We start from the raw sequence: 24,755 nt of genomic DNA, 5'->3' as shown, positions 1-24,755 counted from the left end.
ATGAAGATATGTAAAACATCACAAAAAAAGGCCGCATACGCGGCCTGAGAAGGAGTGAAGAGAGGATTACTGCATCAGCAGATAGATAGAGGTGTCGCCGCGCTGAACGTTCAGCGCCAACACCGACGGCTTGCTGTCCAGAATCTTACGCAGTTCGGCAATGTTGTTTACCGGCTGCTGATTCGCGCCAACAATCACATCGCCCTTCTTCAGACCGATGCGCGCTGCAGGCGTATTCGCCTTCACGCTATTGACGATAACGCCTTTATCTTTGCCGGTGCGGTTGCTCAGTTCGGCCCCTTCAATACCGTTAAAGACGCTGGAAGAGTCCACCTGATTCTGGTTGCTCTGCTGCAGCTCCAGGTCAACGCTAACCTGCTTGCCTTCACGCAGCAGACCCAGTTTAACCTTACTGCCTACCGGCATACTGCCCACCTGGGCACGCAGCGCGGCAAAGCTGCTGATCGGCTTACCGTTCATAGAGACGATAACATCGCCCGCTTTCACGCCCGCTTTCGCCGCAGAGGAGTTCGGCATCACCTGGCTTACGAAAGCGCCGCGCTGGGCATCGACCTTCATGGCTTTCGCCAGGTCGGAGTTCAGCTCGGTCCCCATGATGCCCAGCTCACCGCGCTTAACCTGGCCATATTTAACCATCTGCTCGGTCAGGTTCTTCACCATATTGCTGGGAATGGCAAAACCGATACCGATATTGCCGCCATCCGGCGCCAGAATCGCGGTGTTAATACCAATCAGCTCGCCGTTCAGGTTAACCAGCGCGCCGCCGGAGTTACCGCGGTTAATGGCGGCATCGGTCTGAATGAAGTTTTCATAGTTTTCCACATTCAGCCCACTGCGCCCCAGGGCAGAGACGATACCGGAGGTCACGGTTTCACCCAGACCATACGGGTTACCGATAGCGACAGTGTAGTCGCCCACCCGCAGGGCATCGGAATCCGCCAGTTTAATCGCACTCAGGTTTTTCGGATCTTTCAGCTCGATCAGCGCGATATCAGAACGCGGGTCCTTACCGACTACCTTAGCGTCGAACTTACGCCCGTCGCTCAGTTGAACCTTAATGCTGGTCGCCTTATCCACAACGTGGTTGTTGGTCACCACATAGCCTTTTTCGGCATTAATAATGACCCCGGAGCCCAGCGCCATAAATTTCTGCTGCTGGCCGCCATCCGCGCCCCCCTGCTGGCAGAAGGGAGAACTCTGGAAAGGCGAACCGTCCTGGCAGAACGGTGAGTTGTCGCCGAAGAACTGCTGGAAGTTGCGCGGCATGCGCGGCGTATTAACCGTAGTACTCCCTTCTACGTTAATACTCACCACCGATGGCATCACTTTTTCCAGCATCGGCGCCAGACTCGGCATCTGTTGCGACGCGACGGAAGAAGAGGCAGTCTCAGCGGCGGAGGCGAATGACACAGGGGCCAGCGCCAGGCCCAGACTCAGAGCCAGCGCACTCATTGCTAACGTGGTTTTTTTCATCAGTTTCTATCTCAAATTTCTTTAAATACTGAGCGAGCCAGAATGGCTATTGTTTATGGCAATTATCAGAGTGAATTTATAGCGTGAAGTTCCCTTAAACAGGTTATGGAAAAGGTAAAAATTTATTGTTCATCTTTACAAAGCGGTGACTCAGGTCACCGCCATCAGCCGCCGGTATTCGTCCCAGGCATAGAGATCGGTCATTCCGCTGATATAGTCCTGAATCAGGCGACAGCGATAATAAAACTCCATCTCCTCCATGTCGGGCGAATTCTCTGGCAAATTCTTAATCGCCTCAATATAAGACAGGCAGTGTTTGGTGGATAATTTGTGGTATAGCCGGGTTTCGATCGGCAAATGGCCCACGCTATTGTTCGCCACCATTTGCTGGAAATCCGCAAACGACATCATCAACAGCGGGCGGTAAATATCCAGCAGCCCGCTAATGACGCGGTAGCCCTGAAGCTCCAACTGCTCGACCTCCGGATGGCAAAAAACATGACGCTTCGCCACCTGTTTATACAGCTCCAGCAGACGACTGAACGGGCTGTCATCTTCCAGCAGCGCGTGATTAAAGGAGCCCGCGTATATCTGCCCGATATTATCGATAAAACGCTGTGCGGCGTAGGGTACCAGCTTATTCAGGGTATTGACCCGCAGATACATAAAGAACTGATCTTCCGTACTGCGGCGCATGGTATTGGTGCCCGACTTCTCCCAGGCGTCATTGATGACCACAGAGAACAGATCGCCAGACTCAGGCTCTCCCCAACGGTTTTTCAGGTGCTGATACAGCTGCTCTACCGTGAAAATATTTTTTTCTACCGCATCTTCCAGATCCGCCACGCAATAAGAGATATCATCCGCGGCTTCCATAATCCATGTCAGGGGGAAACGGCAATATTCATCCATTTCTAATTCGCGCCGCAGTCGGGCGATATAGGCTTCTTCAGAAAGGTAGTAGCCGGGCTTTTTCATCAGGTAGCGAAATGCCTCAGGCGGCTGGTCGGCATCCCAGGCCGGACGGGTGTATTTCAAAATACAGCCCACCTGAGCCCAGGTTAAGTTCATTCGCAACAGCGAATGCACCAGACGAATACCCTGGGCATTACCCTCAAAATGGCAGAGATCCTGACGCACCCGGCGACGCAAGGTATTACGTTCCGACTCCCCTTCCCGAAGCCGCAGACAGGTTATCTCGCAGCGCGTATCCTGCGCGGCGTCACAGCGGGTATCTTCCGGAAACAGACGTTGACGAAACCAGTCATTAATGGCCGCTTCGCCAAAGTGGCCAAAAGGGGGGTTACCGATATCGTGCATCAGACAGGCCATCTCGACGATGCTCTCAAAAGGCCCGGTCAGCTCATCCAGCCCGTAGATTTCCAGCAGCTTCTGCTCTTTCAGACGACTCAGCACCTCGCGCGCGATGTAGCGCCCCACCTGCTGAACCTCCATAGAGTGGGTCAGCCGGGTGCGCACCGCCGCATTGCGCTCCAGCGGGAAGACCTGAGTCTTCTGCTGCAGGCGGCGAATAGCCGGCGAATTGATGATCCTGCCGCGGTCGCTTTCGAAAATCCGCAGAATTTCATGTTCCGTCTTTTCTCCCTGCGGTGAACGAAACCGGCGGTGCCAGTTTATTTTCCTGCGAAAATCAATACCGTTCATGCTCCCTCCCGTTTTTCCAGCCATGATAGACTATACAGCCAAATTAGCCCTGGAGAGTACCCGAATGAAAGTTGGCATCATTGGTGCAATGGAAGAAGAAGTCACGCTGCTGCGCGACAAAATTGAAAACCGCCAGACGCTGAAGCTTGGCGGTAGCGAAATCTATACCGGTACGCTGAACGGGGTTGATGTGGCTCTGCTGAAATCCGGCATCGGTAAAGTGGCCGCCTCCATGGGCGCCGCGCTGCTACTGGACCACTGTAAACCGGATGTGGTGATCAATACCGGATCGGCAGGTGGCCTGGCGCCGTCGCTAAAAGTGGGTGATATCGTGGTCTCTGACGAAGTGCGCTATCACGATGCCGACGTCACCGCGTTCGGCTATGAATACGGCCAGATGGCAGGCTGCCCGGCGGCTTTTGTGGCCGACGAAAAGCTGATTAATGCCGCCGAACAGTGCATTGAAGCCCTAAACCTGCACGCCGTGCGCGGTCTGGTAGTCAGCGGCGACGCCTTCATCAACGGCGCGGAAAATCTGGCTAATATTCGCCGCCGCTTCCCGCAGGCGATCGCCGTAGAAATGGAGGCCACCGCCATTGGCCACGTCTGCCATAACTTTGGCACGCCGTTCGTGGTGGTTCGCGCCATTTCCGACGTGGCCGACCAGGAATCCCACCTGAGCTTCGAAGAGTTCCTGGCTGTCGCGGCCCGTCAGTCCAGCCTGATGGTCGAATCACTGGTACAAAAACTGGCCCATGGCTAACAGGCCCGGCAGAGCCACGCTCTGCGCTCTGCTGATGCTACTGCCGGCGTGGCTGTTTGCCGCGCCGCGCGTCATTTCACTCTCCCCTGCCAATACCGAACTGGCCTTCGCCGCCGGTATTACCCCCGTAGCGGTCAGCGCCTGGTCAGACTATCCCGAACAGGCGAAAAGTATTGAGCAGGTAGCAGACTGGCAGGGCATTAAGGTCGAGCGCATCCTGGCGCTAAAGCCCGATCTGGTACTGGCCTGGCGCGGCGGCAACCCCAGTCGCCCGGTCGAACAACTGTCCCGATTTGGTATTAAGGTGCTATGGCTCGATCCCACCCGGGTCGAAGAGGTGGCGAACGCGCTCCAGCAACTGGCTGACTGGAGCCCAGCGCCGGACAAGGCGCGCCAGGCAGCGGCTCGGTTACGCGACCAGTGGCGAGTGCTACAGCAACAGTACAGCGGCAGGCCAAAACGACCGGTATTTTTGCAGTTCGGTGACCGGCCACTGTTCACCAGCAGCGCCCGTTCGCTTCAGAACCAGCTACTGAAAACCTGCGGCGGCGACAATATCTTTGCTGAAAGTAAGGTGCCCTGGCCCCAGGTTAGTCGGGAACAGGTGCTGGCGCGCCAGCCTCAGGCTATTATTACGCCAGGCGGTGAGCAGAAAGCCGCTGCCGTTCGACGCTTCTGGGGAGCAACGCTGCCGGTTCCGGTGATTGGCCTTAAAGAGGACTGGTTTGAACGGGCGGGGCCGCGTATTATCCTCGCCGCCCGGCAGCTTTGCGGGGCGCTGTCGCACCTGAAATCACCGAGTTGAGGCACTCTGCATGCTGGTCTACTGGCTGGATATTATTGGCACAGCCGTCTTTGCGATCTCCGGCGTTCTGCTGGCGGGAAAACTACGTATGGACCCCTTCGGGGTGCTGGTTCTCGGCGTGGTGACCGCCGTGGGCGGCGGTACCATCCGCGATATGGCGCTGGCGAATGGCCCAGTATTCTGGGTTAAGGATCCCACCGATCTGGTGGTGGCGATGGTCACCAGCATGATGACCATTATTCTGGTGCGCCAGCCCAGACGCCTGCCGAAATGGATACTGCCGGTGCTGGATGCCGTAGGCCTGGCGGTGTTTGTCGGCATCGGGGTGAATAAAGCCTTTATGGCCGGAACCGGCCCGCTGATCGCCGTTTGCATGGGCGTGCTGACCGGTGTCGGTGGCGGCATTATCCGCGATGTCCTGGCCCGTGAAGTGCCGATGATACTGCGTACCGAAATCTATGCCACTGCCTGCATTGTCGGCGGTATTGTCCACGCCACCGCCTGGGATACCTTCCAGGTTCCGCTGGAGCAAGCCAGTATGATAGGCATGGCCGTGACCCTGAGTATTCGGCTGGCCGCCATTCGCTGGCGCCTGAAGCTGCCCACCTTTGCGCTTGAGGACAGGCAATAAAAACAAAAAGGCCGCGCATCATGCGCGGCCCTGTTCTACCCGAAGGGGAAAATCAGACGCTGAACGAAGAGCCGCACCCGCAGGTGCTGGTCGCGTTCGGGTTATTCACCACAAAGCGGGAACCTTCCAGCCCTTCGGTATAATCGACGGCTCCGCCGACCAGATATTGCAGGCTCATGGGATCCACCACCAGCGACACGCCCTGTTTCTCAATGGTCATATCGCCTTCGTTAACCTGGTCATCAAACGTAAAGCCATACTGGAAGCCGCTGCAACCACCACCGGTGATGTACACGCGCAGCTTCAGATTCGGGTTTTCCTCATCTGCGATCAGGTGTTTTACTTTACTGGCTGCCGCATCGGTAAACTGCAGGGGCAGCGCTACGTCATCACTCATTTTTTGCTCCCAACTAAGGACTTCGCCGGGTAAAAATTAACCCGATTTTTGATGCCATTATCCAATACCCTGGTAAATCGTTCAAGTATTCTCCTGCGCTGGCGCCTTCTGCTGCCCCAGTTGCTTATCCGCCTCCTGTTTCGCCAGGGTGCGAGCAAGGATCGACGAATAGAGCGGTTTACCTCCCAGGAACTGGGCTAACAGGGTAGCGCCCAGGCAGGTGATAATCATCGGCAAAATGAGCTGGTAATTATCGGTCATCTCCAGCACCAGTACGATACCGGTCAGCGGCGCCCGCACCGAGGCGGCGAACAGCGCCCCCATACCGGCAATGGCAAAGGTGCCCGCTTCCAGATTATAGCCGGGAAACCAGGCCATGCAGGCCATACCGAAGGCGGTACCGAACAGCGTGCCCAGCGCCAGCATAGGCGCAAAAATACCGCCAGGGGCGCCGGAAGAGAAGCACAGCAACGTCGTCACCACCCGGGCGACGAAAATAAACAGAAGCGTCGTCACGGTATAATTACCGACGGCGGCAATGGGGATCAGCGTGAAGCCGCCTCCGGCAGCCGTGGGTTCAATCAGCCCTAAAATGCCGCACATGCCCCCCAGCAGTCCGCCAATCAGTACCCATTTCTTAATATTGCCGCCGTGCAAGCGCTGGAACATATCCTGGGTGCGGAAGACCATGCCGTTAAATAGCGGTCCCAGCACCCCAAAGATCATCCCCAGCACCAGGTAGAGCCAGAGCGTCTCTACCGGTGCATTAATCAGTTTGCCAACTTCGATGACCGCCCCTTCCCCGTTAAAGATGCGGAACACCACGCTCGACATAATTACGCCGGTAAACACGGCCTTAATGGAGATCAGGTTATAGCGGAACTGCGGGCGCATTTCTTCCAGGATAAACAGAATCCCGGCCAGCGGCGCGTTAAAGGCCGCGGAAAGCCCCGCCGCTGCGCCGGTCGCCAGTAGCGTATGACGCGCCTCGGCGCCGCGTACCCGGAAAATATCCAGCACCATACGCCCGATATTGCCGCCAATCTGCACCGTCGGCCCTTCGCGCCCCAGTACCATGCCGCCGCCCAGCGTCCCCATACCGCCGATAAATTTGACCGGCAGCACCCGCCACCAGCGCACCGGGCGCAGCTCTTCCAGCGCCCCTTCGATCTCCGGAATCCCCGAACCGCCTGCTTCTGGCGCAAAGCGCCGCACCAGCCAGTACCCCACCATCGCCAGTCCCGCCGAGGCAATAAACGCCAGCGGCCATACCAGCCACCAGTGATGCGCCGTTTCAGCCAGCAGCCCAATACGGTTGTTCTGTACCCAGTTTACAGCCTTCTCAAAGGCCACGCCGACCAGCCCGGCCAGAGTACCGACAATGGCGGCCAGCAGCAGAATGGCCAGCGGGGTTTTATCGCGATGGATCAGACGGCGCACGATATCGCCGCGCCGCAGGCGTAACACCTGGCGTGACTCGAAAGTGGGAGATTCAGGATTCATAGGTCATCATAAATTGGTATGACAAAAAGCCGCCGCACATTCTATCACCTTACTGGCTTACGTCATCAGAAAAAACCTTACAAAGGGTCTTGGTTCAATCGGGCAAATCTTTTATAAAGGTTGCATAATCCCGTAGAATAGCCAGCTACACATCATCATACGAATCAGGAGTCGATTCATGAGCCAGTCTGAAAACCTCTACGCTACCGCTCGCCAGCTCATCCCCGGGGGCGTTAACTCGCCGGTGCGCGCCTTTACCGGCGTAGGCGGCGTGCCGCTGTTTATTGAGCGAGCCGACGGCGCATACCTCTATGATGTCGACGGCAAAGCCTACGTCGACTACGTTGGCTCCTGGGGTCCGATGGTGCTGGGCCATAACCACCCCGGCATTCGCAGCGCGGTTATCGAGGCGGCAGAGCGCGGCCTGAGCTTCGGCGCGCCGACCGAGATGGAAGTCAAAATGGCGCAGCTGGTGACCGAGCTGGTGCCGACCATGGATATGGTGCGTATGGTGAACTCCGGGACCGAGGCCACCATGAGCGCCATCCGCCTGGCGCGCGGCTTCACCGGCCGTGACAAAATCATCAAATTCGAGGGCTGCTACCACGGCCACGCCGACTGCCTGCTGGTGAAAGCCGGCTCCGGGGCCCTGACCCTGGGCCAGCCCAACTCGCCGGGGGTGCCCGCTGACTTTGCGAAGCACACCCTGACCTGCACCTACAACGATCTCGATTCGGTGCGCGCCGCCTTCGAACAGTACCCGGAACAGATAGCCTGTATCATCGTCGAACCGGTAGCGGGCAATATGAACTGCGTGCCGCCGCTGCCTGAATTCCTGCCCGGCCTGCGGGCGCTGTGCGACGAATTCGGCGCGCTGCTGATTATCGACGAAGTGATGACCGGCTTCCGCGTCGCGCTGGCGGGCGCCCAGTCTTATTACAATGTGGTGCCGGATCTCACCTGCCTGGGCAAAATCATCGGCGGCGGGATGCCGGTCGGCGCCTTCGGCGGCCGCCGAGACGTGATGGATGCTCTGGCCCCCACCGGCCCGGTCTACCAGGCGGGTACGCTTTCCGGTAACCCCATCGCCATGGCGGCAGGCTATGCCTGCCTGAGCGAAGTGGCCCAGCCCGGCGTGCATGAAACCCTGGACGATCTGACCACCCAACTGGCGGAAGGGCTGCGTGAAGCGGCACAGGAAGCGGGAATTCCGCTGGTGGTGAACCACGTGGGCGGCATGTTCGGCCTGTTCTTTACCGATGCGCCGACCGTCACCTGCTATCAGGACGTGGTGGCCTGCGATGTGGAACGCTTCAAACGCTTCTTCCATCTGATGCTGGACGAAGGCGTCTACCTGGCGCCTTCCGCCTTCGAAGCGGGCTTTATGTCCATCGCCCACAGCGTCGACGACATCAACCGCACCATCGACGCCGCCCGCAAGGCATTCGCGAAGCTGTAACCCCATCCGCCGCCGACCTCCGTCGGCGGCGCTTTCCTACGACCGTAAATGAATCCCGAAGCCGCTCTGCCCCGGCGCAATGTCTTCACGCAGCGTCAGATCGGGAATGGTGTAATCGCCGCCATTCTGGCAACGCCAGCGCATCGTCGGCTGCTGCCATAGGGTATCCAGCCGTTCCCCCAGTGCGGCGCACTCCTGTGCAAAACGCTGCTCATCCACTTTTCCGGTACGCCAGACCAGATGAGGCGCGATCACCTCAAAGCCGGGATACCACAGCATGCCGTGATGAATCGGGAACAGGATATCGTCGATCGGGCCGTTAACGCCCCGGGGACCATAATGGGACTCCCAGCCGCCAATCGTGACCACCAGCATGGCGCGCTTACCGACCATACTCCCTTCTCCGTAGCGATCGCCCCAGTGGCGGTCTGAATGTTCCCCTACGCCATAGGCGAGCCCGGCGGCGTAAACCCGCTCCACCCAGCCTTTCATGATCGCCGGCATCGACATCCACCACAGCGGGAACTGAAAAATCACCGCATCCGCCTGACGCAGCTTTTCCTGCTCCCGGGCGATATCCGCGCTCTGGGTTCCCTCGTTAAACGCCTGGAGCGAATCCAGGGAGGGATTAAAAGGCTGCTCCGGATCCCGGGCTGGATAGTCCCTGGCATCCAGCGCCGACTTCCAGTTCATGGCATAGAGATCGGAAAGCAGCACCTGATGACCGGCCGCCTCCAGCCGCTCCATCATAAAGCGCTTAAGCGCGCCATTCAGGGAGCGGGGCTCCGGGTGGGCATAAACCAGCAGAACATGGCTCATCTCAGTCACTCCTTATGGGGTTGATGTTATGAGCAGACTAGTGCGCCCTCAGGTATAGTTAAAATGAATTACCTTAATAACCGGTATAGCCATGAACAATTTTGACGGACTGGACCTGAATTTGCTGGTGACCCTGGATACCCTGCTGCGCGAGCAAAGCGTCACCCGGGCCGCATCCCGGCTGAATCTGTCTCAGCCTTCAGTCAGTATCCAGCTGGCGAAGTTGCGCGAGCAACTGAACGATCCGCTCCTGATCCCCGGCCCCCGGGGAATGCGCCCAACCGCCAGGGCTGAAGCGCTGCGGGAACCGCTGCACCTAGCGCTCAGCGCGCTGAAAGCGGCCGTCGCGCCCCCCGCCAGCTTCGTTCCGAAACAGGCCAGCCTCACCTGGCGCGTGATCGCTTCGGATTTCAGCGAGCAGACAGTGCTGCTACCGGCGCTTAACCGCCTGAGTGCGCAAGCGCCCGACTGTCGGCTGGCTATCATCAGCCAGGCGCCGTCGCGTCTTGCAGAAATGAGTGAGCGCAGCGGTATCGATCTGGCCTTTAACACCCGCGAGGAAGCGCCCCCGGGGTTGCGCAGTCGGGTGCTGTTTGAAGAGCGCTACGTTCTGACCTGCCGCCACGACCATCCGCAACTGATGACGCTGCCCACGCTGGAGACCTTCTGTAAGCTGGAACATATCGTGGTCTCACCGGAGGGGGGCGGCTTTGTGGGAATGACCGATAAAGCGCTGGCGGCACAGGGCATCCGGCGTCGGGTGGCGCTTTCGGTGCCCCGCTTTAGCTTTGCGGCCGCGATTGTGGCACAGAGCGATAAGGTGGCGGTGCTGCCGGAACGTCTGGTGCGCGGTCAGCCGGGGCTGCGAATGTGGGAGCCGCCCATCGCGCTCCCTGGCTTTGAGATGCTGATGCTGTGGCCCGAGCGGATGCACCGGGACCCGGCGCACCGCTGGTTAAGAGAGCAAATCGTGGCTTCGCTCGGGAAGCCAGCGTCTGCCTAACGCCCCTGCCTGCGCAGCAGCAGCACGAAGTAAGGGGCGCCGATAAAGGTGGCCAGCAGGCCCGCCGGGATCTGATCCGGGAACAGCAGCATTCGCCCACACCAGTCGGCCAGCACCATCAACGCCCCGCCGAGCAGCGCCGCGATGATCAACTGCGGCATAGCGCGACGAAAACCCATCATTCGGGCGATATGGGGCGCCATCAGCCCGACAAAGCTCAGGGGGCCGATGGTCAGGGTCGCCGCGGCCGTCAGGCAGGAAGCCAACAGCAGCAGCACGATCCGGGTCGGCGTCAGCGCCATTCCCACGGCCCGGGCGGTGGGACCACCCAGCGGCAGTACCTGCAGCCAGCGGTGACACAGCGGCGTCAACGCCAGCAGCACCGCCATCACCAGCGCGGTACGACCCGCAGCGGCGCCGGTCACGTTATAAGTAGAGCCGGAAAGCCAGGTCAGCAGCGAAGCCATGCGCGGATCGCCGCTCGCCAGCAGCATCATCAGCAGCATGGTGAAGGCGGTGCTGATCGCCATCCCCGCCAGCAGCATACGCTGGGGCGAAAAACCGCCGCGTCCGGCGGCGATCATTATCACCACCAGAGTCAGCGCCGCCCCCAGGCTACCGGCCGGTAGCAGCCAGCCGAAGGCATCGCCCGGCACCATAAACAGCATCACCACCACGCCAAAGGCCGCGCCGGAGCTAATCCCCAGCACTTCCGGGCTGGCCATACCGTTGCCGGTCAGGCGCTGGATAATACAGCCCGCCACCGCCAGCATCATACCGGCGCTCAGAGCCGCCAGCACCCGTGGCCAGCGCCAGGGCCAGAGCTGACTCAGCAGTTCACCGGATGCCCAACGCCAGCCAACCGCGTCACGTCCCAGCATCAGCGCCAGGGCCAGTAATACCAGCAACAGGCCGATGCCCAGTAGCGCATACCAGACCACATGATGGCGTTCAGCGCTGACGCTGTTGCCCTCGTTCATCGAAGGGGCGCTCATGGTACGCAGGCGCGGCAGCAGCCACAGCAGCAGCGGCGCGCCAATCAGCGCGGTCACCGTACCGGTGGAAAACTCCCGCCAGACCCGGGTCAGCCAGATGATGACCTGATCGGAAAGCCACAGGATCAGAGCGCCAATCAGCGCCGCCAGTACCAGACGAGCCAGCAAGCGCCTGGCCCCCAGCATCCGCGCCAGCAGCGGCGCAAACAGGCCGATAAAGCCAACGATCCCCACGGCATTGACCAGCAGTGCGCTAATGGCGATAGCCAACGCCAGGGTCACCAGCCGTACCAGAGAGAGCGCCAGTCCCAGGTTGCGCGCCACGCCGTCGTCCAGCCCAATCAGCGTCAGCGGACGCAGCAGCAGCAGGGTCAGCACCACGCCGCCCAATAGCTGCGGCCACAGGCTATCAACAATGCGCCAGTCGGTCTGGTTCAGAGCGCCGGTGCTCCACAGGAACATATTCTGGAGCTGGTCATGGTGGAAAATCGCCAGCAGTTGATTGATGGCCCCGCAGTAGAGACTCACCACCAGCCCCGCCAGAATCAGGGTGACCGGCGACAGCCGCTTCCCCCAGGCGACGCCAAATACCAGCAGGCCGATAATGCCCGCCCCGGCCAGCGCGGCAAACTGCTGGGTCAGCAGGCCGCCCGGCAGCGCCCACAGCGTGGCGACGGTGACCCCCAGTTGCGCGCCGGTGGCGACGCCAAGCGTGGTCGGCTCGGCCAGCGGGTTACGCAGCACCTGCTGGAACAATACCCCAACCAGCCCCAGGCCCGCCCCCACCAGCAGCGAGACCGTCAGTCGCGGCAGCGTACTGTAGTGGAACAGCATCTGCGGGATACTGTCGATATCAGGATGACGCAGGGCGCGCCCCCACTCCGTCAGCGGCAGCTGAGCGCTAAAGTTAAAGCCGGTCAGCAGCAGCGCGGCGATAAACAGCACGCTCAGCAGAATCCCCGGCAGAATCAGGTGACGATGTCTCATGGACGGCCTCCCAGCGCCTTATCCAGCAGGCGACAGAAGTGCATGGCCGACAGGGTCGCACCATAGAACCAGACCGGCGGCAGGCGCTGAAAGCGCCCGGCGCGCACGAACGGCATCGCCTGCCACAGCGGCGTGGCGGCAATCCGCTCCATCACGGCATCATCGCCATGGGCAAAGCACAGCACGTCGCTGGCTTCGATGGTGGCCAGGCGCTCAAGGCCAATCACCGCGCTGCCCCAGAAGTTCACTTCACCCTGCCAGCCATTCTTCAGCCCCAGCATATCCATCACCTGTTGGAACAGGCTGTTAGGCCCAATCACCAGCGCATGACGTTCATCGAGCAGCGACATCAGCAGCAGCGGACGATCGCCGCGAGCGGCGAAGCGCGGCTTCATCTGTTCAATAAAGGCATCGAATTCATTCAGATGAGCCCGGGCCTGAGACGCCAGCCCCAGGGTTTCACCCAGTTCGATCAATGACTGGCGGGAGCTGGTCAGCGGCTGGCGCCCGTCGCTGAAGTTGACCCCCAGCCCCGGCGCAATACGCTTAATTTTATCCTCTCCCGGCCCGTAGCCCGCAGAGTAGACAATCAGCGAGGGCTGCAATTGGGTCAGCAGCTCCAGATTGGGTTCAGTGCGCAATCCCACCTCGATAACGCCTTCCGGCAGCGGCGGCTCGCCAACCCACAGGCGATAGTTGGTGATATCCGCCACCGCCATCGGGGTGACGCCCAGTGCGACCAGCAGCTCCACCGGCAGCCACTCCAGCGCCACCACCCGTCGGGGATCGGCCGTTGCAGCCCGAACGCCGCGGGTGTGCCACAGCAGCGGCGCCAGCGCAAGCGCCGTCACCAGCCGACGGCGGCTGATGTCCGTTGCAAACAGATTATCCATCACCAGACAAAACTTACCGGCGAGGCGCCCGCCGGATGCGAAAGAATGCCCATCGGAATACCGTAGATCCGCTCCAGCGTTTCGCCATTCATCAACATTTCCGGCGAACCTTCGGCGATCATCTCACCGCCGCGCAGCGCCACCAGATGGTCGCAGTAGCGGGCGGCCATATTGATATCATGCAGTACGGCGATCACCGTCAGTCCCTGCTTCTGGCTCAAACGGTGAATCAGGGCCAGTACCTCTACCTGATGGGCGATATCCAGCGCCGAGGTGGGTTCATCCAGCAGCAGGCACTGGCTATCCTGGGCCACCAGCATGGCGATCCAGGCGCGCTGCCGCTCGCCGCCGGAAAGGCTGTCCACCAGGCGATGGGCCAGTGACTTCAGCCCTACCAGCGCAATGGCCTCATCCACTTTTTCACGGTCAGCCACGCCAAATCGCCCCAGCGCGCCGTGCCACGGATAACGGCCGATAGCCACCAGTTCGCGCACCGTCATCCCTTCAGCAAGGGGCAACTGCTGGGGCAGATAGGCCACCATGCGGGCAAATGCCTTGCTGCCCCAGCTCTCCAGCGGCTGTCCGTCGAGCATGATCTCACCGTCGGAAGCCTTCTGATGGCGTCCCAGCATTTTGAGCAGCGTCGATTTCCCTGAGCCGTTGTGGCCGATAAGGCCAGTCACTTTCCCGGCAGGGAAAGTGAGTGAGAGAGGGTGAAGCAGCGTGCGCCCCGGCACGCGAAAAGAGACATCGGAGAGGCTGAACGTAGCCCCGTGGCCACTCGGTTTATCCTGCATAACTCGCCAATTGGTTGGTGGGCACGGCATCACCGCGCCCGGGTAAATATCAGAAGCGGAAAGTCGCGGTAGCGGTCACCTGACGCTCTGCGCCCCAATAGCAGGCGTAGTCGCGGTAGCAGCTGGAGACATAACCACGATTAAACAGGTTGCTGACGTTAACGCCCACGGACGACCCCGGCATACCAACGCGGGCCAGATCGTATTTCACGGTGGCATCGGCAACGGTATAGCTCGGCACGTTAAAGGACTTGTTCCTTTTGCTCTCGTCGTAATAGGTGTTGGAGTAGAAGCTGGAGCTGGAGCCCACATAGCGAACCCCCGCCCCCAGCGTCAGACCACTCAACGCCGTTTCATAGAAGGTGTAATCCATCCACAGCGATGCCATATTGCGCGGCACTTCGACCGGGCGCTGATGGTTATACAGAGTGTCTTCCGTATATTCGGCGTCGGTATAGCTGTAGGCCGCCGTCATATTGATATTGGCCGTCAGCGCCGCTTTCGCTTCCAGCTCGAAGCCACGTGAGCGAATCTCGCCGCCCATGGTGCTATAGAGTTCATTGCGCGGATCCACCGTCAGGTTTTTGTCCTTGGTGATCTGGAACACCGAGGCAGTCACACTAACTGGCTTATCTTTAGGAATATATTTCACCCCGGCTTCATACTGCTTGCCGCGTGACGGATCGAATGCTTTACCGTCATATGAACGCCCGGAATTCGGTTCAAACGATTCGCTGTAGCTGAAGTACGGGGAAACGCCGTTATCAAACAGGTAGTTCAGACCGCCACGCCAGGTGAAGGCTTCATCGCGGTTAATATCATTGGAAGCGCTGGCATAGCTGGTTTTACGGGTATGTACGCTGGATTTAGCAAAATCATAGCGCCCACCCAGGGTCAGCACCCATTTATCCCATTCAGCCTGGTCCTGCACATACAGACCGGTCTGTTCCAGGCGGTTAACCACCTGATATTTATCCGCATACGGATAAATATTGGACGGCGTTACGCCGCGGCTACCGAGATCGAGCGGATCGGCATCGCCGTACTGGGCGTCTACATCGTTACGGCTGCGCAGATAATCCACCCCGGTCAGCAGCGTGTGGGCCACCGGGCCGGTATGGAATTTACTTTCCAGTTGGGTATCGACGCCGAAATTGGTCAGGTCTTCATCTGAACGCACATAGCTACGCTTCAGCATATTGCCCTGCCCCGTCATACCAAAGCCATAGACTGAACGATACAGGGTATGTACCCGCGAATAGCGCAGGTTCTGGCGTACGGTAAAGGTGTCGTTAAAGGCGTGCGCAAAGCTGTAGCCCACCATCTGCTGGCGGCGCTGCATTTTGTTATCCGGATCGCCTTCGTTGTAGTCGGTCGGCAGCTTGTGCGAATGACCATCGGCATCCACATAGGGCACCACGGTGCCGGTGCGCGGCAGCCAGCCGTAGTAACCGGCGTGCGGATCGCTCTGGAAGTTGCTCAGGAAGGTGAAGTCGGTTTTATCGTCCGGGCGCCAGCTAAAAGAGGGCGCAATGGCGTAACGGTTAGATTTAACGCGATCCTGCTGGGCATCCTGGCTGAAAGCCAGACCGGTTAAGCGGTATGAAAAGACGCCGTCATCGTCCAGGGCATCGCTAAAGTCAAAGCCGGTCTGCCACAGGTTACGTGAACCGGCCTTAAACTGAACTTCGCGCAGCGGTTCAGTGGTCGGACGCTTACTGACCATCGATATCACCCCGCCGGGGTTGCTGTTACCGTACAGTACCGATACCGGGCCGCGAATCAGCTCCGCGCGCTCCAGGAAATAGGGATCCATCGAGACTTCGGAGTAATTGTTTCCCTGCAGGCGCAGGCCATCCAGATACTGGTTGGTGTTCACCGTAGAAGGCGAGGTAAAGCCGCGAATCGACACCACGTCATAGGTACTGGAGCTGCCGCGGGTCGCAAATACGCCCGGCGTATAGCTTAACGCCTCTTTCACGGTCTGGGGCTGGCGCATATCCATCTCTTCGCGGGTCACCACGGAGATCGACTGCGGCACCTTCTCTATTGGGGTATCGGTTTTGGTACCGGTGGCGCTCTGTTTAGCCGCGATGGTCGGCGCCGGGCCCCAGGCGCTCTCCTGAGCGACGTTCGCCGCGTCGGCGGAAACAGTGATGGTATCTTCGGGTTTAGCCTCATCGGCGGCGAATGCCGGGGCAGTCACGCCGCCCAGCGCCGCGGCTATCAGTATGGCCAGTCGACAAACGGGAAGCTGAGCTGCCCGAACGGTGAAACAACGCGTCATGGTAAATTCTCTTAGTGAGAGGTGCCAGGTTGAACGAAAACGAGAATTATTATTATGACTGCGGATAATATGCGAAAGATTGCGCGTATATCAAGCGCCGCTCCGTCCTGGGGCCCTTGTCAGGTCGGGAAATAACCAGGCAAAGCACGCGGTCATTTTGTACATTGTGAAATGTTGCACTGATGTTCAGTATGACGTTATCGAAATGCGCCTGGTGTTAGCAAAAAAAATCCCCCGACTGGTCGGGGGATTTCGCTTTTTGCCAGTATTGTTCGGTTAGTCGCCGCCGAACATATCTTTAATCCAGCCGGCAACGCCGTCGCTCTTCTTCTCTTCCTGCTGCTGCTCCTGTTGCTGCTGCGGCGCAGTCTCAGCGTTATTGAACGGGTTGCGGGAATCCATCTCCTGCTGGCTCTGCTGGCAGAGGCCATCCGGATTGGTGGTCCAGACCGGAAGCGTTCGGTAACCGCCCGAGCACTGGAAGTTGCCCATATCATCCACGCCCATATCGACGATATCTTCCGGCGGCGTCAGGGTCAGCGGAATCGGCGACTGATCGCTCAGATAGCGCTGGTAGAGCGACATTGCACCGCTGGAGCCGTACAGATGGGTCGGCTGGTTGTTGTCGCGTCCCACCCAGGTGATCACTACCTCTTTACCGTCGATACCGGCAAACCAGGTATCGACCTGATTGTTGGTGGTACCGGTTTTACCCGCCAGGTTCAGACCCGGAAACTTCGCCCCCAGCGCATGGCCGGTGCCGCGTTTCATCACCTGCTGCATGGTGTAGAGCGTCAGATAGGCCCCCTGAGCCGGTACGGCGCGCTCTGCCTGCGGATAGCTCTGATACAGCGCGGTACCGTCTTCGGCAATCACCGAACGCAGTACCGACAGTTCCGCCCGGTTACCGCCGCTGGCGATAGTCTGGAACGCCTGGGCCACTTCTACCGGCGTCAGGTTCAGGGCGCCCAGCAGCATAGCCGGAACCGGATGCAACTGATCTTTCGGCACCCCCAGTTTGGTCCAGGTTTCAGTGACCGCGGGCAGACCCAGCGACAGGCCCAGATTCACCGTCGGCACGTTCATCGAACGGGTCAGCGCATCCACCAACATCACCTGGCCGCTAAAGCGACGGTTGTCGTTTTGCGGCGACCAGGTCTTGCCACCCGGCTGCGGTAGCGAGATCGGCGCATCGGCAATCCAGGTGTTGAGCCGGTACTTGTTCGGCTGACTCAGGGCCGTCAGATAGGTAGCCGGTTTTGCCAGCGAGCCGATAGAACGACGCGCCTGCATGGCGCGGTTATAACCGGCAAAGTTAGGATCGGAACCACCAACCATAGCGCGGACTTCACCGCTAAAGCGGTCGACCACCACCATCGCGGTTTCCAGATCGTCCAACTTACGCTGCTTCTTGAGCGCCGGAATACCGTCGGTCACCGCTTTTTCTGCGGCATCCTGAGACACCGAGTCAAAGGTGGTGAAGATCTTCACGCCGGAGAGATCCTTAACCTTGTCCCCCAGCTTGTCGTGCAGCTGCTGACGTACCATCTGCATAAAGGCAGGCTGCGGCGAAATCACGCCGCCGCGCGGCTGAACGCCCAGCGGACGGGCGCTGAGCATATCATACAGCTCCTGGTCGATAATCTTCTGCTGTTGCAGCAGTCGCAGCACCAGGTTACGGCGCTCCAGCGCCAGCTTCGGATTACGCCACGGGTTATACAGCGAAGCCCCTTTCACCATCCCCACCAGCAGCGCCTGCTGATCGAGGCTCAGCTCCTCTACCGGACGGCCGAAGTAATAAAGGCTGGCCAGCGGGAAACCGCGGATCTGGTCGTTACCGCTCTGGCCGAGATACACCTCGTTCAGGTACAGCTCCAGGATGCGATCCTTGCTGTAACGGGCATCCATGATCAGCGCCATATAGGCTTCGTTAGCCTTACGCCACAGGGTGCGCTGGTTGGTCAGGAACAGGTTCTTCACCAACTGCTGGGTCAGAGTACTTCCCCCCTGCACCGCTTTACCCGCGGTTATATTGGCGAGAAAAGCGCGGCCAATGGAGTAGAGGCTGATGCCGTCATGCTCGTAGAAGTGGCGGTCTTCGGTGGCCACCAGGGTATCGACCAGCAGCTCCGGGAAGCCGCTGCGCGGCACGAACAGGCGCTGCTCGCCGTTGGGCGAAGAGAGCATGGTAATCAGCCGCGGATCCAGGCGGAAGAAGCCAAAATCGCGACCGGTTTCCATATTCTTGATGGATTCCAGACGATCGCCATCAAAGGTGAGGCGCGCGCGAATCTGCCCTTCTTTGCTGTCAGGAAAATCGAACGGGCGACGCAGCATCTCGATGCTGTTGCCCTTCACGGTGAACTCGCCAGGGCGGGTAATACGCGTCACCTGACGGTACTGCGTCCCTTCCAGTAGCTTCACCATCTCTTTTTCGCTGAAGGCCATATCGGGCTCAAGGTTCACCATGCGCCCATAGACCGCCGCTGGCAGTTGCCAGACTTTACCGTCAATACGACTGCGGATCTTCTGGTCCAGCCAGACGCCATAGGCGACAAACAGCACCAGCAGTACGATCATCAGCTTAACGAAAAACCAGATCCAACTGCGTTTACGGCGTGGCGGACGCCCCTTCTTTACCTTGCGCGACATGGGCGCCTCATCAAAATCGTCGTCATTATCATCATCGTCATACCGCTCATCGCGCAGGCGACGACGGCTCACCTTCTCTTTAGGCGGACGCTTAGGTTTACCTTTGCGTCCGATAGGTTCGCGGTCATTCCCCGCCATTCTCTTTCTCCACAAAAGTGCAGGCGCAAGGGCCCGATTCTCCTGTCTTCCGCCGTTGGCGAAAGAAGAAAGCTCTCAAAATCTGGTCAATCCCGCGCCGTCACTGGTGACGTTTAGTGCGTCGGGTGGGCTGCGCCGTCGCCGGGGAGTCCGGCCAGACGTGTTTGGGATAGCGACCCTTCATCTCTTTTTGCACCTCGCGATACGCACCGCCCCAGAAGGCAGCCAGATCGCGGGTGATCTGTAGCGGACGATGGGCCGGAGACAACAGCTCCAGTACCATCGCAACCCGTCCTTCGGCAATCGAAGGTGTCGTCGCTTCGCCGAACATCTCCTGCATTCGTACCGCCAGCGCAGGAGGATTATCCGCATCATAACGGATGGCGATACGACTCCCGGTCGGCACAGTGTAATGAGTTGGCAGCGCACTATCCAGCCGCTGACGCAGTGACCAGTCAAGCAGGCTGTAAAGTCCCTGGCAGAGATCCAGATTTTTCAGGGCCTGGAGCGATTTTACCCCGCCCATCTGCGGCAGCAGCCACTGCTCCAGCGTCGCCAGTAGCGTTTCGTCATCAACCTTCGGCCACGGATGCTCCGGTAGCCAGCGGGCGGCGCAGCTTATACGCAACCGCAGCTGCTGCGCCGCTTCGCTCCAGTTAAGCAGGGACAGTCCCTTATCGCGAATGCCGTTCAGTATCGCCTGGTGAAGCTGATTTTCATCGGGGCGATTCAGCGGCTGACGCCTGACGGTCAGGTCGCCAATGCGCCAGCGGCGCCAGGCCTTCAGGGTACCAGGACCTTCGTCCCACTCCACGCTGTCGCTCTGACTCAGCAGCCCAGGTACCTCCGCCGCCAGCCGTTCTGGATCCACCGGCAGCGCTTGCAGAATGCGGGCATCCGGCGAGCTGGCCCCCTGAAGCAGTAGCGGCGCCAGCAGCCATTCGTGGCGAGTCAGCGGAGAATCCGGCTCCAGTGTCGCCCCCATGCCGTTAGCCAGCAGGTAGCGCCCCTGTTGGCCGCGCCGCAGCGCGATACGATCGGCAAAACCACGGGCCAGCAGACCCGGAGCCAGTTCAGGATCGCAGCTCCCCGCTTCGCCCTGAATACGTTTAAGCAACTGCCGAGCCCGCGCCCGCCAGTTGCCCTGGGGTTTCGTCAGGGCATCGTTCAAAGCGCCGTCGCCGCGGGGCGGTTCTTCGAGGATCGCCGCAAGTTGTGCTGCGGTGCTGCGTTCATCCGGCGTGGCCGCTGCCACAAGCATTGCCGCCAGCCGGGGATCCAGCCCCAGTTGCGCCATACGTCGCCCCTGTACCGTCAGGCGCTCCTGTTCATCCAGAGCCCCCAGTTGCTGCAACAGACGCCGCGCCGCCGCCAGATTGGGTTCCGGCGGCTTGTCCAGCCAGCTCATCTGCGCCACATCGGTACAGCCCCACAGGCAGAGCTCCAGCAATAAACCGGAAAGATCGCTCTGCATCATTTCCGGTTGCCCCTGAGCGGCAGCGCGCTCTGCCTGATCTGCCGCCACCAGATGCAGGCAGATCCCCGGTTCCAGGCGCCCGGCACGACCGGCGCGCTGAGTCATCGAGGCCTGACTAATGCGCTGGGTGATAAGCCGGGTCAGCCCGCTGCGCGGATCAAATTTCGCGGTGCGCTCCTGAGCGCTATCCACCACCAGACGGATCCCTTCAATGGTCAGACTGGTTTCGGCGATATTGGTCGCCAGCACCACTTTGCGCTGGCCAGGCGGCGCGGGCAAAATCGCGCGCCGCTGCTCACTCAACGGCAGCGCGCCATACAGCGGGCAGAGCATCACATCCCGGGGCACTCGTTCGCGCAGTTGCTCCTGCACGCGCAGGATCTCGCCTACGCCCGGCAGGAACAGCAACAGCGATCCCGACTCTTCACGCAGTAATTGCGCAGTGGCGATGGCTACCGCTTCGTCGAAACGCTGGTGGACTGGCAGCCCCTGATAACGGCGTTCCACCGGCCAGCTTCGTCCTTCGGAAACCACCACCGGCGCCTCCGGCAATAGCTGGCTCAGGCGCCGGTCGTCCAGGGTTGCCGACATAATCAGCAGCTTTAAATCGTCACGCAGCCCCTGCTGTATCTCCAGCAGTAGCGCCAGCGCCAGATCGGCCTGCAGGCTGCGTTCGTGGAATTCGTCCAGCAGCACCAGGGAAATACCGCTCAGTTCCGGATCGCGCTGGATCATGCGGGTCAGGATCCCTTCGGTCACCACCTCCAGCCGGGTGTTCGGCCCCACGCAGGTTTCCGCACGCATGCGGTAACCCACGGTTTCGCCCGGCTGTTCGCCTAACTGTTCCGCCAGGCGCTGGGCCACATTGCGGGCTGCCAGCCGTCGCGGCTCCAGCAGAAGAATGCGCCCGGCGGGCATCTCGCGCAGCAGCAAGAGCGGCAGCCAGGTGGATTTACCGGCGCCGGTAGGGGCAATCAACAGCGTTTGAGGCTTGTTCCGCAGCGCGGTGAGCAGTTCCGGCAGGACCGCCGCAACGGGTAATGTGGACACAATGCGTTTCCCGGGGTTAACAATCGCGTGGCGGCATTGTAGCATCCCGGCAAACCTTTGACCCCGAGAGAGCCATGTCCGCCACACGTCGCCTGTTTTTTGCTCTGGAGATTCCCGCCGCCATTCAGCAGCAGATCCTGCACTGGCGCGCGCAACAGTTCCCCCAGGAGACCGGACGCCCGGTAGCGGCAGCCAACCTGCATATGACGCTGGCCTTTCTGGGCGAGGTGGGAAGCAAAAAACAGCAGGCGCTGACCACCCTGGCCGGGCGCATCCGCCAGCCCGGCTTCGCCCTCACGCTGGACGATGCCGGTCACTGGCCGCGCTCCCGGGTGGTGTGGCTGGGCACGCGACGCGCGCCTCGCGGTCTGCTGCAGCTCGCCTCTCTGCTGCGCGCTCAGGCCGAACGCAGCGGCTGCCCCCAGGGAACCCGCCCTTTTCACCCCCATGTGACGCTCTGGCGCCATGCACAGTCGCTGGTCAAACTCCCGGCACCGGGATTTAGCTGGCGCTGGGAGGTGGAAAATTTCGCCCTCTATGAGTCGCTGTTCGAGCAGGGCCGCACCCGTTACCGGGCGCTTGAGCGCTGGCCGTTAACCCAATAAGGAAGATCATGGAATTTACTCCGCCGCTACAGCCCGCCACCCTGGTGCGCCGCTACAAACGCTTTCTGGCTGATGTGATTACCCCATCGGGAGAAGAACTGACGCTGCACTGCCCCAATACTGGCGCCATGACCGGCTGCGCTACGCCGGGCGATACGGTCTGGTATTCCACCTCCAGCAATGCGGCCCGCAAGTATCCCCATACCTGGGAACTGACCGAAACCGCTCAGGGCGCAATCCTCTGCGTCAACACGCTACGCGCCAACGCGGTGGTAAAGGAAGCGCTGAGTCATCATCTGATTTCCGGACTGGAGGGGTATACCCAGCTTCACAGCGAGGTAAAATACGGCGCCGAACGTAGCCGCATCGATTTTATGCTGCAGGCGGATGACCGGGTTAACTGCTATATTGAAGTCAAATCAGTCACGTTAGCCGATGCGAACCGCGGCTGGTTTCCCGATGCTGTCACCGAACGCGGGCAGAAACATCTGCGGGAGTTGATAAGCGTGGTACAGGGGGGTGAACGAGCCGTATTGCTGTTTGCGGTAATGCATTCAGCCATCGACAGCGTCTCACCGGCACGGCAATACGATGCGAAATACGGACAGCTTCTTGATGAAGCCGTCGCCCGGGGGGTGGAGGTACTGGCCTGGAAAGCCAGTCTGACCCGAAGCGCGCTGCAGCTTAGCGCGCCGGTTCCTTTCATTCCTTAGGGCTGTCTGATTTTACGATCGGGCCGCGTGCTAAATACGCTTTCCTTCACAAGGTTGTCAAGAGGCGGATTTAATACAATTGCCATCCGGAAACGCTTCTGTTATTTATAGCGGCCTGATTTTCCCCCGATATGGGGACCGATAGTGCGTGTTAAGGAGAAGCAACATGCAACAAGGGCAAAACCGTAAGACATCGTCCCTGAGTATTCTCGCCATCGCTGGGGTGGAGCCATATCAGGAGAAGCCGGGCGAAGAGTATATGAACGACGCCCAGCTGGCGCACTTCAAGCGGATTCTGGAAGCATGGCGCAATCAGCTCAGGGATGAAGTCGATCGTACCGTAACTCACATGCAGGACGAAGCTGCCAACTTTCCCGATCCGGTGGACCGTGCCGCTCAGGAAGAAGAGTTCAGCCTTGAACTGCGTAACCGTGACCGCGAGCGTAAGCTGATCAAAAAGATCGAAAAAACGCTCAAGAAAGTGGAAGACGAAGACTTCGGCTACTGCGAATCCTGCGGTGTTGAAATCGGAATTCGTCGTCTGGAAGCGCGTCCGACCGCCGATCTGTGCATCGACTGTAAGACGCTGGCCGAAATCCGCGAAAAACAGATGGCTGGCTAACAGTCGACATCAAACTTTCCCGGGGCGGGGGCTATCCCCCGCCTTAATACCCCATGTCTGTGCAAAACTATATTGGGCGCTTCGCCCCCTCTCCTTCCGGTGAGTTGCATTTCGGTTCGCTGATTGCCGCCCTCGGCAGCTGGCTTCAGGCCCGCGCTATGCAGGGTCAGTGGCTGGTGCGCATCGAAGATATCGATCCTCCCCGGGAGGTACCCGGCGCTGCCAGCACCATTCTGCGCCAGCTCGAACACTACGGGCTGGTCTGGGATGGCGAAGTGCTGTGGCAGTCACAGCGCAGTGATGCCTATCGCGCCGCGCTCGCCTGGCTGCATGAGCAACGACTCAGCTACTACTGTATCTGCACCCGACGCCGCATCCACGAGACCGGCGGCGTTTACGACGGCCACTGCCGTTCCCTGGGATTAGGGCCGGAAAACGCAGCGCTACGCCTGTGGCAGCGCCACCCGGTTTTTAGCTTTACCGACCGCCTGCGCGGCCACCTGGACGCCGACCAGGCGCTGGCGCGCGAAGATTTTATTATCCATCGCCGCGACGGTCTGTTCGCCTATAACCTGGCGGTGGTAGTGGACGACCACTTTCAGGGCGTTACCGAAATCGTGCGCGGTGCCGATCTGGTAGCCCCCACCGTGCGTCAGATATCCCTGTACCAGACCTTTGGCTGGCCGGTGCCGGACTATATCCACTTGCCGCTGGCCCTTAACGAACACGGCGATAAGCTATCAAAACAGAACCACGCCCCGGCCCTGCCCAAAGGCGATCCACGGCCAGTTCTGATGAGAGCGCTGGAGTTTCTCAACCAGACGCCGCCCCCCGACTGGCGCGATATGCCGCTGGATGCGCTGCTGGCTTACGCCGCGGACAACTGGTCGCTGGCGACGGTATTGCCAGAAACACCACGAATCCGCCATTCTCAAACGCGTCACACTGAGCTATGATTAGCCGCTGTTTTTTTTGTCCCCTGATGATTGACACAACCGAG

Annotated in this window: 20 protein-coding genes; 9 read left to right on the top strand and 11 right to left on the bottom strand. The window is 59.8% G+C overall.

What is annotated here, in order from left to right:
• Positions 1 to 66: 66 nt before the first annotated feature.
• Together degP and dgt are read right to left on the bottom strand one after the other, a co-directional pair.
• Positions 67 to 1,494: a serine endoprotease DegP gene (gene degP, locus FEM41_RS09965; RefSeq protein ID WP_138095831.1), complete on the bottom strand. Its 1,428-nt coding sequence runs from the start codon at positions 1,492 to 1,494 to the stop codon at positions 67 to 69.
• A 150-nt stretch (positions 1,495 to 1,644) separates the two neighbouring features.
• Entirely contained in the window at positions 1,645 to 3,159 is a 1,515-nt protein-coding gene (gene dgt, locus FEM41_RS09960; RefSeq protein ID WP_138095830.1) for a dGTPase, read from the bottom strand.
• Between the two features lie 64 nt (positions 3,160 to 3,223).
• Here dgt and mtnN point away from each other — a divergent pair, with 64 nt between their 5' ends.
• Genes mtnN through FEM41_RS09945 form a run of 3 tightly spaced genes read left to right on the top strand, consistent with a single transcriptional unit; the run spans position 3,224 to position 5,358 of the window.
• Positions 3,224 to 3,922: a 5'-methylthioadenosine/S-adenosylhomocysteine nucleosidase gene (gene mtnN / locus FEM41_RS09955; RefSeq protein ID WP_138095829.1), complete on the top strand. Its 699-nt coding sequence runs from the start codon at positions 3,224 to 3,226 to the stop codon at positions 3,920 to 3,922.
• A complete protein-coding gene (btuF, locus tag FEM41_RS09950; RefSeq protein ID WP_138095828.1) occupies positions 3,915 to 4,727 on the top strand; it encodes a vitamin B12 ABC transporter substrate-binding protein BtuF in 813 nt (270 codons plus the stop codon). Before mtnN ends, btuF begins: the two co-directional genes overlap by 8 nt.
• Before the next feature lie 10 nt (positions 4,728 to 4,737).
• Complete coding sequence (locus FEM41_RS09945; RefSeq protein ID WP_138095827.1) at positions 4,738 to 5,358, top strand: TRIC cation channel family protein; 621 nt, start codon at positions 4,738 to 4,740, stop codon at positions 5,356 to 5,358.
• Positions 5,359 to 5,410: 52 nt separating this feature from the next.
• Here the strand turns inward: FEM41_RS09945 and erpA are convergent, their stop codons facing one another.
• Both erpA and clcA read right to left on the bottom strand, forming a co-directional pair.
• The gene (gene erpA / locus FEM41_RS09940; protein ID WP_138095826.1) at positions 5,411 to 5,755 is read right to left on the bottom strand and encodes an iron-sulfur cluster insertion protein ErpA; all 345 of its coding nucleotides are present in this window, start codon (positions 5,753 to 5,755) and stop codon (positions 5,411 to 5,413) included.
• 81 nt (positions 5,756 to 5,836) lie between these two features.
• Positions 5,837 to 7,258, bottom strand: coding sequence for a H(+)/Cl(-) exchange transporter ClcA (gene clcA / locus FEM41_RS09935; RefSeq protein ID WP_138095825.1), 1,422 nt, complete (start codon positions 7,256 to 7,258; stop codon positions 5,837 to 5,839).
• A gap of 178 nt (positions 7,259 to 7,436) precedes the next feature.
• Here clcA and hemL point away from each other — a divergent pair, with 178 nt between their 5' ends.
• A complete protein-coding gene (gene hemL, locus FEM41_RS09930; protein ID WP_138095824.1) occupies positions 7,437 to 8,717 on the top strand; it encodes a glutamate-1-semialdehyde 2,1-aminomutase in 1,281 nt (426 codons plus the stop codon).
• Positions 8,718 to 8,753: 36 nt separating this feature from the next.
• Here hemL and FEM41_RS09925 read toward each other — a convergent pair whose 3' ends face one another.
• Complete coding sequence (locus FEM41_RS09925) at positions 8,754 to 9,536, bottom strand: NAD(P)H-dependent oxidoreductase (RefSeq protein ID WP_138095823.1); 783 nt, start codon at positions 9,534 to 9,536, stop codon at positions 8,754 to 8,756.
• Between the two features lie 91 nt (positions 9,537 to 9,627).
• On the opposite strand from FEM41_RS09925, the gene FEM41_RS09920 reads away from it, so the two are divergent.
• Positions 9,628 to 10,539, top strand: coding sequence for a LysR family transcriptional regulator (locus FEM41_RS09920; RefSeq protein WP_138095822.1), 912 nt, complete (start codon positions 9,628 to 9,630; stop codon positions 10,537 to 10,539).
• Here the strand turns inward: FEM41_RS09920 and fhuB are convergent.
• The 6 genes from fhuB to hrpB form a co-directional block, all read right to left on the bottom strand.
• The gene (gene fhuB / locus FEM41_RS09915; RefSeq protein ID WP_138095821.1) at positions 10,536 to 12,521 is read right to left on the bottom strand and encodes a Fe(3+)-hydroxamate ABC transporter permease FhuB; all 1,986 of its coding nucleotides are present in this window, start codon (positions 12,519 to 12,521) and stop codon (positions 10,536 to 10,538) included. The two genes, FEM41_RS09920 and fhuB, sit on opposite strands and share 4 nt — an antisense overlap.
• Complete coding sequence (gene fhuD / locus FEM41_RS09910; protein ID WP_138095820.1) at positions 12,518 to 13,414, bottom strand: Fe(3+)-hydroxamate ABC transporter substrate-binding protein FhuD; 897 nt, start codon at positions 13,412 to 13,414, stop codon at positions 12,518 to 12,520. The genes fhuB and fhuD overlap by 4 nt, the downstream gene beginning before the upstream one ends.
• On the bottom strand, positions 13,414 to 14,211 hold the full coding sequence (fhuC, locus tag FEM41_RS09905; protein WP_138095819.1) for a Fe3+-hydroxamate ABC transporter ATP-binding protein FhuC: 798 nt from the start codon (positions 14,209 to 14,211) through the stop codon (positions 13,414 to 13,416). Before fhuC ends, fhuD begins: the two co-directional genes overlap by 1 nt.
• Positions 14,212 to 14,260: 49 nt before the next feature.
• Positions 14,261 to 16,498, bottom strand: coding sequence for a ferrichrome porin FhuA (gene fhuA / locus FEM41_RS09900; protein WP_138095818.1), 2,238 nt, complete (start codon positions 16,496 to 16,498; stop codon positions 14,261 to 14,263).
• A 276-nt stretch (positions 16,499 to 16,774) separates the two neighbouring features.
• Positions 16,775 to 19,288 (bottom strand): bifunctional glycosyl transferase/transpeptidase, encoded by a 2,514-nt coding sequence (mrcB, locus tag FEM41_RS09895; protein WP_138095817.1) that lies wholly within the window; start codon positions 19,286 to 19,288, stop codon positions 16,775 to 16,777.
• 100 nt (positions 19,289 to 19,388) lie between these two features.
• Complete coding sequence (hrpB, locus tag FEM41_RS09890) at positions 19,389 to 21,815, bottom strand: ATP-dependent helicase HrpB (RefSeq protein ID WP_138095816.1); 2,427 nt, start codon at positions 21,813 to 21,815, stop codon at positions 19,389 to 19,391.
• 74 nt (positions 21,816 to 21,889) lie between these two features.
• Between hrpB and thpR the strand changes: the two genes are divergently transcribed.
• The 4 genes from thpR (at position 21,890) to gluQRS (ending at position 24,711) form a co-directional block, all read left to right on the top strand.
• Complete coding sequence (thpR, locus tag FEM41_RS09885) at positions 21,890 to 22,420, top strand: RNA 2',3'-cyclic phosphodiesterase (RefSeq protein ID WP_138095815.1); 531 nt, start codon at positions 21,890 to 21,892, stop codon at positions 22,418 to 22,420.
• An 8-nt stretch (positions 22,421 to 22,428) separates the two neighbouring features.
• Positions 22,429 to 23,133 carry a DNA/RNA nuclease SfsA gene (gene sfsA, locus FEM41_RS09880; protein ID WP_138095814.1) on the top strand — a complete coding sequence of 235 codons (705 nt, stop codon included), beginning with the start codon at positions 22,429 to 22,431 and terminating at the stop codon, positions 23,131 to 23,133.
• Between the two features lie 166 nt (positions 23,134 to 23,299).
• Positions 23,300 to 23,755 carry an RNA polymerase-binding protein DksA gene (gene dksA / locus FEM41_RS09875; RefSeq protein WP_138095813.1) on the top strand — a complete coding sequence of 152 codons (456 nt, stop codon included), beginning with the start codon at positions 23,300 to 23,302 and terminating at the stop codon, positions 23,753 to 23,755.
• Positions 23,756 to 23,808: 53 nt separating this feature from the next.
• Complete coding sequence (gene gluQRS / locus FEM41_RS09870) at positions 23,809 to 24,711, top strand: tRNA glutamyl-Q(34) synthetase GluQRS (protein WP_138095812.1); 903 nt, start codon at positions 23,809 to 23,811, stop codon at positions 24,709 to 24,711.
• Positions 24,712 to 24,755 lie beyond the last annotated feature (44 nt).

Origin of the sequence: Jejubacter calystegiae, assembly GCF_005671395.1 — a bacterium.
In the GTDB taxonomy this organism is placed as follows: domain Bacteria; phylum Pseudomonadota; class Gammaproteobacteria; order Enterobacterales; family Enterobacteriaceae; genus Jejubacter; species Jejubacter calystegiae.
The sequence above is the reverse complement of the archived record's forward strand: the minus strand, read 5'-3'. Positions and strand labels throughout refer to the sequence as shown.

Coding starts and splice junctions, on each gene's coding strand:
- FEM41_RS09920 (WP_138095822.1), top strand. CDS start 9,628: ATGAACAATTTTGACGGACTGGACCTGAATTTGCTGGTGACCCTGGAT.
- dksA (WP_138095813.1), top strand. CDS start 23,300: ATGCAACAAGGGCAAAACCGTAAGACATCGTCCCTGAGTATTCTCGCC.
- mtnN (WP_138095829.1), top strand. CDS start 3,224: ATGAAAGTTGGCATCATTGGTGCAATGGAAGAAGAAGTCACGCTGCTG.
- mrcB (WP_138095817.1), bottom strand. CDS start 19,288: ATGGCGGGGAATGACCGCGAACCTATCGGACGCAAAGGTAAACCTAAG.
- fhuD (WP_138095820.1), bottom strand. CDS start 13,414: ATGGATAATCTGTTTGCAACGGACATCAGCCGCCGTCGGCTGGTGACG.
- thpR (WP_138095815.1), top strand. CDS start 21,890: ATGTCCGCCACACGTCGCCTGTTTTTTGCTCTGGAGATTCCCGCCGCC.
- fhuB (WP_138095821.1), bottom strand. CDS start 12,521: ATGAGACATCGTCACCTGATTCTGCCGGGGATTCTGCTGAGCGTGCTG.
- gluQRS (WP_138095812.1), top strand. CDS start 23,809: ATGTCTGTGCAAAACTATATTGGGCGCTTCGCCCCCTCTCCTTCCGGT.
- sfsA (WP_138095814.1), top strand. CDS start 22,429: ATGGAATTTACTCCGCCGCTACAGCCCGCCACCCTGGTGCGCCGCTAC.
- fhuC (WP_138095819.1), bottom strand. CDS start 14,211: ATGCAGGATAAACCGAGTGGCCACGGGGCTACGTTCAGCCTCTCCGAT.
- erpA (WP_138095826.1), bottom strand. CDS start 5,755: ATGAGTGATGACGTAGCGCTGCCCCTGCAGTTTACCGATGCGGCAGCC.
- dgt (WP_138095830.1), bottom strand. CDS start 3,159: ATGAACGGTATTGATTTTCGCAGGAAAATAAACTGGCACCGCCGGTTT.
- FEM41_RS09945 (WP_138095827.1), top strand. CDS start 4,738: ATGCTGGTCTACTGGCTGGATATTATTGGCACAGCCGTCTTTGCGATC.
- FEM41_RS09925 (WP_138095823.1), bottom strand. CDS start 9,536: ATGAGCCATGTTCTGCTGGTTTATGCCCACCCGGAGCCCCGCTCCCTG.
- clcA (WP_138095825.1), bottom strand. CDS start 7,258: ATGAATCCTGAATCTCCCACTTTCGAGTCACGCCAGGTGTTACGCCTG.
- hemL (WP_138095824.1), top strand. CDS start 7,437: ATGAGCCAGTCTGAAAACCTCTACGCTACCGCTCGCCAGCTCATCCCC.
- btuF (WP_138095828.1), top strand. CDS start 3,915: ATGGCTAACAGGCCCGGCAGAGCCACGCTCTGCGCTCTGCTGATGCTA.
- degP (WP_138095831.1), bottom strand. CDS start 1,494: ATGAAAAAAACCACGTTAGCAATGAGTGCGCTGGCTCTGAGTCTGGGC.
- fhuA (WP_138095818.1), bottom strand. CDS start 16,498: ATGACGCGTTGTTTCACCGTTCGGGCAGCTCAGCTTCCCGTTTGTCGA.